This window comes from Janthinobacterium sp. ROICE36 (assembly GCF_002869965.1).
Taxonomy (GTDB): Bacteria; Pseudomonadota; Gammaproteobacteria; order Burkholderiales; family Burkholderiaceae_D; genus Janthinobacterium.
Map to the genome: position 1 here is coordinate 1 of NZ_PEBS01000135.1, position 6697 is coordinate 6697.

Consider the following 6697-nt stretch of genomic DNA (forward strand, 5'->3'; position numbering starts at 1 on the left):
AACATTTCCATGGTGATCACCTTGTATATCTCCCGCCTAATAATTAGGCAGGAGCAGTAGAACACCTGGGTCAATTTTGGGTCGGCACAACAGCTATAGGTGGGTCAGTTTTCGGTCGGCGCCAACATTTTACCCAACAGGAAGTCCATGTACGGCGTCGATTCCGGGAACAGCTTTTTCTCGTCTTCGAACTGCGCGGCGACCTGCTCCGGCTTGCCCGCGATCGAGTACAGCATGCCCAGGTGGGCGTGGAAACCCGGCGGCGCATGGTTGCCCTTCGCAGCGATCACTTGCAAGTCTTTTTCCATGGCGGCGATCTGCTGCTCCGGACTTTCACCCTTCAGGTATTCGTACACTTGCGGCTGGTAGCCTTCCCATTGATACAGGGTCTTCGATTGCGTGGCGCAACCGGTGAGTGCGGCACAGGCGAGCAGGGCCAGCAGGGCAACGCCCTTGTTCTTCATTGTCAGTTTCATGGGATACCTTATTGTTTGCGCAATGCGCCCGCTTCGACGCCAGCGACCAGGCGCTCTACCGCTTCGCGCATGGCCAGGTCCAGCACCTTGCCATTGAGGGTGGCGTCATAGCTGGCGGTGCCGCCGAAACCCAGCACTTCGCGGTTCGACAGGCTGTATTCGCCAGCGCCCGAGCTCGAATACACGACTTCCGAGGTGGCGATGTTGACGACGTTCAAGGTGACCTTGGCATACGCCACTTGCGTCTTGCGGCGGCCCATGATGCCGAACAATTGTTTGTCGCCCACTTCCTTTCGGCCGAATTCGGTCACGTCGCCGGTCACGACGAAGTCCGCGCCCTTGATATTCTGGCCTTGCTTCTTGAATTCCGCTTCCTGCTTGAGCTCGGCCATGTTGTCGCGGTCTAGCACATTGAAACGGTTGGACGTCTGCAGGTGCGCAATCAAAATCGTTTTCGACTGGCTGCCCAGGCGGTCGACGCCATCGGAAAAGATGCCGCGCATGAAGTTCGAACGGTTGTCAAATTTACCGACAGCGATCAGGGTGCGTGGACCAACGTAGGGACGGGCTGCGCTGGCAACCGTGGGGACAGCCAGGGCTTGCGACGATTCGGAAGCGCAGCCAGCCAACGCCGCGCCAATCAGCGCTGCAATCAACAACGCGCCGGGTTTATTCTTGTTCATAGTGCCCTTATGAGATGGATGATCAGGAGCAACCTGCGAAATTGATTTTAGGCAAGTTAATTTCCTAATTGCAATTATATGGCATTGCATGTCTCATAATTCTCTCCAAAAGTAACGATGGCAAGGATTGCACTATTGCCCGTCATGTACAGGAGCGACCCTGCTTGACTTCCCAGGTCCGATTCATTAACTTAGTAGTAAAAAAGCGTGTAGTCAGCGCCCTATGCCACTGTCCTTCACAGACCTCGCCCGCCGGCCTGTCCCACCCCGGCGCCAACGCCACGCTTTTCACATAGACGGGTCCCAAGGCCATGCCGACACACGATCATTCCCCATCCCATCCGCTGGCGACGGCGCTGGCGCTCTCGCTGGGCGCCGCCGTCGCCCTGGGCCTGTCGCGCTTTTCGTATGGCTTGCTGCTGCCGCCCATGCGTGACGACCTGGGCTGGTCCTACCTGCTGGCCGGGGCCATGAACACCTTCAATGCGCTCGGCTATTTTCTGGGTGCCCTGGCCACGCCGGCGCTGATGCGCCGTCTGGGCGTGTGGCGCTTGCTGATCACCGGTTCCGTGCTGGCCAGCATCTTCATGCTGATGTCGGGCCTCGTCAGCGACACGACCACCCTGTTCCTGCAGCGCGTGTGTGCAGGCGTGGCCAGCGCCTTCATCTTCATCGCCGGTGGCGTGCTGGCGGCGCGCCTCGGCTCCATGCACAGCCAGCGCGCCGGCTTCTACATCGGCCTGTATTACGGCGGCACGGGCTTCGGCATCGCGCTGTCGGCCCTGCTGGTGCCGGCGGCGCTGGCCGCCGCACAGGAACATGGCGCCGCGCACGCCTGGCAATGGCCCTGGCTGGCACTCGGGATCGCCTGCTTGGCCGCCACCGCCATCATGGCCATGCCGGCGAAAGCGATCGGCGAAGCGCCGCGCGCCTTCGACACGCTGCGGCGCTTCGCCTGGCGCGATTTCGCCCCCAGCCTGGCCGGCTATTGCATGTTTGGCGTAGGCTACATCGGCTACATGACCTTCGTCATCGCCCTGCTCAAACAGCAAGGCATGTCCCCCACACTGATCACCGTGTTCTACACCTTGCTGGGTCTGGCGGTGGTGGCGTCGTCGCGCATCTGGGCACGCATGCTCGACCGCTACAGGGGCGGCGAATCGCTGGCAATATTGAATGGCGTGCTGGGCGTGGTGACCATCCTGCCCGCGCTGACCAGCTTTGTGCCCGTCGTGTTCCTCTCCGGCCTGGTCTTTGGCGCCGTATTCCTGTCGGTGGTGGCCTCGACCACAGCACTGGTGCGGCATAACTTGCCGCAGCAATCCTGGACTGCCGGCATCAGCGCCTACACGACGGTGTTCGCGCTGGGCCAGATCGTCGGTCCCATCGTGGTCGGCTGGATCGCCGATGGCCCGGCCGGACTGGAGCGGGGCTTGATCGCCTCGGCCATCGCCCTTTTCATCGGCGCCGCATTGGCCGCGCGGCAAAAGGCGCTGGCGCCGGCCGTATAGTAGACTGCTGGCATGGCCCACCTGCGCAGAAAGATCACGATGAACACCGATGCACGAAAACTCCCCGCAACGATGGATGCCGAAACGCTGGAATTCATCCAGGGCCTGTTTGCCCTGGTGCGCGAAGGCGATACGCAGCAACTGGGCGCCATGGTCGCGCACGGCGTGCCCGTCAACTTCCGCAACGAAAAAGGCGACAGCCTGATCATGCTGGCCAGCTACCACGGCCACCTGGAAACGTCGCGCCTGCTGCTCGCAGCGGGCGCCGACGCCAACGTCCCCAACGACCAGGGCCAGACACCGCTGGCCGGCGTCGCCTACAAGGGCTACCTGGACATCGCCGAACTGCTGCTCAAGCACGGCGCCAGCGTGGAAGGCGCCAGCCCGGACGGCAAGACACCCTTGATGATGGCAGCCATGTTCAACCGCCTGCCCATCCTCGACCTGCTGCTGCAGCACGGCGCGCGCATCGATTCCTTGGACAGCCGCGGCATGAGCGCCGTTTCGCTGGCCAAGTCCATGAATGCCCAGGAGACCCTGGCCCGTCTGGTCAGCCTGGGGCAAGCGACATAGTCAATGCAGATATCGCCAGCAGTTTTTCGACTGCCACCAGGTAAAAAAACTGACTAATCAGGTGCTTAGCAGTTTCATTGATCGAGCATTAGCTAACGGTGCCGGATGGGAGATTATTCCCACTCGATGGTCGCTGGCGGCTTGCCCGAAATATCGTAGACGACACGGTTGATGCCGCGCACTTCATTGATGATGCGATTCGACACCTTACCCAGCAGGCTGTGCGGCAGATGTGCCCAGTGAGCCGTCATGAAGTCCTGCGTCTGCACGGCGCGCAGGGCCACCACGTATTCGTAGGTGCGGCCATCGCCCATCACGCCCACCGATTTGACGGGCAGGAAGACGGCGAAGGCCTGACTGGTGGCCTCGTACCAGTTCGCTGGCAGCGCGTCCGGGTCGACGGCCTGGCCGGCAACGAATTCGTATGGCGTGTTGCGCAGTTCTTCGATGAAGATGGCATCGGCACGGCGCAGCAGGTCGGCATAGTCTTTCTTGACTTCACCGAGGATGCGCACGCCCAGGCCCGGGCCAGGGAACGGGTGGCGGTACACCATATCATGCGGCAAGCCCAGGGCCACGCCCAGTTTGCGCACTTCGTCCTTGAACAGTTCGCGCAAGGGTTCCAGCAAGTTGAGCTTCATGGTGTCCGGCAAGCCGCCCACGTTGTGGTGGCTCTTGATGGTCTGGCCTTTCTTGCCCTTGCCGGCCGATTCGATCACATCCGGGTAAATCGTGCCTTGCGCCAGCCATTTGGCGTTGACCAGCTTGCCCGATTCGACCTGGAACACTTCGACGAATTCGCGGCCGATGATCTTGCGCTTTTGCTCGGGGTCGGTGACGCCGGCCAGGTGGCCCATGAACTGCTCTTCCGCATCGACGCGGATGACTTTCACGCCCAGGTTCTTGGCAAACATATCCATCACCATCTTGCCTTCGTCCAGGCGCAACAGGCCGTGGTCGACGAAGACGCACGTCAGCTGGTCGCCGATGGCGCGGTGGATCAGGGCAGCGGCCACGGAGGAGTCGACGCCGCCGGACAGGCCCAGGATGACGTCGTCGGTACCCACTTGCGCGCGGATTTTTTCCACTGCTTCGCTGATGTAGTCGGGCATGTTCCAGTCCGATTTGCAGCCGCAGATTTCATGTACGAAACGGCCGATCATGGCCTTGCCCTGCACCGTGTGCGTCACTTCCGGGTGGAATTGCACGCCGTAGAACTGGCGCTCTTCGTCGGCCATGGCGGCGATCGGGCAGCTCGGGGTGTTGCCCATCAGCTTGAAGCCTGGCGGCATTTCCAGCACTTTGTCGCCGTGGCTCATCCACACTTTCAGCATGCCGTGGCCTTCGTCGGTGACGAAGTCGGCAATACCGTTGAGCAACTTGGTGTGGCTACGGGCGCGCACTTCAGCGTAGCCGAATTCGCGCACCAGGCCGTTTTCCACCTTGCCGCCCAGCTGGGCCGCCATGGTTTGCATGCCGTAGCAAATGCCCAGCACCGGTACGCCCAGCTCGAACACGGCTTGCGGCGCGCGCGGCGAGTCGCCGTCCAAGGTGGAATTGTGGCTGCCCGACAGGATCACGCCGGCGGCGCCATAGTTGCGCACGAATTCGTCGCTGACGTCATACGGGAAGACTTCGGAAAACACGCCGGAATCGCGCACGCGGCGGGCGATCAACTGGGTGACTTGGGAACCGAAATCGAGAATGAGGATTTTAGAATGCATGATGGGGGCTTTATCTGGGGTCATTACAAAACCGGCGCACTAGGCGCCGGTCTGGACTATCGCTACGGCTTATTCAGAGCGGTAGTTGGGAGCTTCCTTGGTAATCTGCACATCATGGACATGCGACTCGCGCATGCCGGCCGAGGTGATTTCCACGAATTCCGCTTTTTCGCGCAGTTCGTCGATGGTGGCGCAACCGCAGTAACCCATCGATTGACGCACGCCACCCACCAACTGGAAGATGATCGCCAGCACGCTGCCTTTGTAGGCCACGCGGCCTTCAATACCTTCAGGCACGAACTTGTCGGCCTTCATGGTGGCGTCCTGGAAGTAACGATCTGCCGAACCATCGGACATTGCACCCAGCGAACCCATGCCGCGGTACGATTTGTAGCTGCGGCCCTGGTACAGGATCACTTCGCCTGGCGCTTCTTCCGTACCGGCAAACATGGAACCCATCATCACCGTCGAAGCGCCAGCGGCCAGCGCTTTCGAGATATCGCCCGAGAAGCGGATACCGCCGTCGGCGATGCATGGCACGCCCGTGCCTTCGAGTGCTTCGGCGACGTTCGAGATGGCCGTGATTTGCGGCACGCCTACACCGGCGACAATACGCGTGGTGCAGATCGACCCAGGACCGATACCGACCTTGACCGCATCGGCGCCGTATTCCACCAGCGCCTTGGCGGCAGCGGCGGTGGCGATGTTGCCGCCAATCACTTCCACTTGCGGGTACTTGGTCTTGATCCAGCGTACGCGGTCCAGGATACCCTGCGAGTGGCCGTGGGCCGTGTCGACCACCAGCACGTCGACACCGGCAGCGACCAGCAGGTCGATGCGCTCTTCATCCTTGGCACCGACGCCGACGGCAGCGCCGACCAGCAGTTTGCCCTGGCTGTCTTTCGACGCGAACGGGTGGGAAGTCGACTTCTGGATATCCTTGACGGTGATCAGGCCGCGCAATTCAAAGGCGTCATTGACGACCAGCACGCGCTCAAGGCGGTGCTTGTTCATCAGGCGCTTGGCTTCGGCCGTATCGGCATCTTCATTGACGACCACGAGTTTTTCGCGCGGGGTCATCTTGGCGGAGGCTTCAGCGTCGAGTTCCTTTTCAAAGCGCAAATCGCGGTTGGTGATGATACCGACGACTTCCTTGCCCTTGACCACGGGGAAACCGCTGATGCCGTATTGTTCTGTCAGCGCGATCACATCGCGGATTTTCATTTCTGGTGGAATCGTGATCGGATCACGCAGCACGCCAGCTTCGAAACGTTTTACGCGGGCCACTTCACGTGCCTGATCCTTGGGATTCAAATTCTTGTGGATAATGCCGATGCCACCTTCCTGGGCCATCGCGATCGCCAGGCGGGCTTCCGTCACCGTATCCATGGCTGCGGACAGCAAGGGAATATTCAGGGTGATATTGCGGGTCAGGCGCGTTTTGAGGGACGTATCGGCGGGCAGAACGTTGGAGTAGGCTGGGACGAGCAGCACGTCATCGAATGTGAGTGCTTTTTGAAGTAGACGCATAGCATTTCCTATTGGCGCAAAAGCAGATTATACAGAAATTCTTGCCTCTTGTCTTAAACATTCGCAAACCTCTCAGGGCGATTGCATGAAGCATCAGGTCGGCAAGCCCAAGACCTTGGCGAGATAGTCGGCATTCCAGCCAGCTTTTAAGCGTTTGGTAGCGATGCCGGCCTTGGTTGTCTTTTCGTTTTTCAGTAAAT

At 60.4% G+C, this 6697-nt stretch carries 6 protein-coding genes; 2 read left to right on the plus strand and 4 right to left on the minus strand.

Annotated features, from left to right (window positions below; translation table 11 throughout):
* Positions 1-104: 104 nt before the first annotated feature.
* Positions 105-476, minus strand: a complete 372-nt coding sequence (locus tag CSZ94_RS26675; RefSeq protein WP_258001230.1) for a DUF4810 domain-containing protein — start codon at positions 474-476, stop codon at positions 105-107.
* 8 nt (positions 477-484) lie between these two features.
* Positions 485-1159: a CsgG/HfaB family protein gene (locus tag CSZ94_RS26680; protein WP_102124265.1), complete on the minus strand. Its 675-nt coding sequence runs from the start codon at positions 1157-1159 to the stop codon at positions 485-487.
* 311 nt (positions 1160-1470) lie between these two features.
* Between CSZ94_RS26680 and CSZ94_RS26685 the strand changes: the two genes are divergently transcribed.
* On the plus strand, positions 1471-2670 hold the full coding sequence (locus tag CSZ94_RS26685; protein ID WP_102124266.1) for a YbfB/YjiJ family MFS transporter: 1200 nt from the start codon (positions 1471-1473) through the stop codon (positions 2668-2670).
* A gap of 39 nt (positions 2671-2709) precedes the next feature.
* Positions 2710-3243 carry an ankyrin repeat domain-containing protein gene (locus tag CSZ94_RS26690; RefSeq protein ID WP_102124268.1) on the plus strand — a complete coding sequence of 178 codons (534 nt, stop codon included), beginning with the start codon at positions 2710-2712 and terminating at the stop codon, positions 3241-3243.
* 113 nt (positions 3244-3356) lie between these two features.
* On the opposite strand, the gene guaA is transcribed toward CSZ94_RS26690, so the two are convergent.
* Both guaA and guaB read right to left on the minus strand, forming a co-directional pair.
* On the minus strand, positions 3357-4967 hold the full coding sequence (gene guaA / locus CSZ94_RS26695; RefSeq protein ID WP_102124267.1) for a glutamine-hydrolyzing GMP synthase: 1611 nt from the start codon (positions 4965-4967) through the stop codon (positions 3357-3359).
* 69 nt (positions 4968-5036) lie between these two features.
* Entirely contained in the window at positions 5037-6497 is a 1461-nt protein-coding gene (gene guaB, locus CSZ94_RS26700; protein ID WP_099377100.1) for an IMP dehydrogenase, read from the minus strand.
* Positions 6498-6697: the final 200 nt, after the last annotated feature.

What these genes read in the sequence shown, in the direction of transcription:
- CSZ94_RS26675 (WP_258001230.1), bottom strand. Translation starts at nt 476, where the DNA reads ATGAAACTGACAATGAAGAACAAGGGCGTTGCCCTGCTGGCCCTGCTC.
- CSZ94_RS26680 (WP_102124265.1), bottom strand. Translation starts at nt 1,159, where the DNA reads ATGAACAAGAATAAACCCGGCGCGTTGTTGATTGCAGCGCTGATTGGC.
- CSZ94_RS26685 (WP_102124266.1), top strand. Translation starts at nt 1,471, where the DNA reads ATGCCGACACACGATCATTCCCCATCCCATCCGCTGGCGACGGCGCTG.
- CSZ94_RS26690 (WP_102124268.1), top strand. Translation starts at nt 2,710, where the DNA reads ATGAACACCGATGCACGAAAACTCCCCGCAACGATGGATGCCGAAACG.
- guaA (WP_102124267.1), bottom strand. Translation starts at nt 4,967, where the DNA reads ATGCATTCTAAAATCCTCATTCTCGATTTCGGTTCCCAAGTCACCCAG.
- guaB (WP_099377100.1), bottom strand. Translation starts at nt 6,497, where the DNA reads ATGCGTCTACTTCAAAAAGCACTCACATTCGATGACGTGCTGCTCGTC.